This window comes from Brevibacterium sp. SIMBA_078 (genome assembly GCF_046534565.1).
Classification (GTDB): Bacteria; Actinomycetota; Actinomycetes; order Actinomycetales; family Brevibacteriaceae; genus Brevibacterium.
In genome coordinates, this window is sequence record NZ_JAWRYQ010000342.1 from 1 (window position 1) to 259 (window position 259).

The 259-nt window shown below is 36.7% G+C and carries 1 protein-coding gene; it reads left to right on the forward strand.

All coding sequences use genetic code 11. The annotated features are described in order from the left end of the window. Positions 1 to 121: 121 nt before the first annotated feature. The coding region (locus tag SB749_RS19955) for a hypothetical protein (RefSeq protein WP_410711837.1) at positions 122 to 259 on the forward strand (138 nt) is incomplete at its 3' end.

Genomic DNA, 259 nt, shown 5'->3' on the forward strand with positions numbered 1-259 from the left:
ATCCACCTATAAACTCTCTAAATTCTTTAAAGCACCAAGTGACTCGTTCAACATCTAAATGCCATAAACCAAACTCACGAATACCCGGTGAATCAATTAAATTACCGCCACTTGGTAAATGATGCAGCAAGCCCCAAAATTCTTTGAGGGTGCCCCCATTGTAGTGAATTTAATTGAAGTAAAAAATAATCCTATTGATTTTGTTCACTTAAAATCACTTATTGAACGCATGAGCTTTAATGCGGTGGGTGTATGTGAT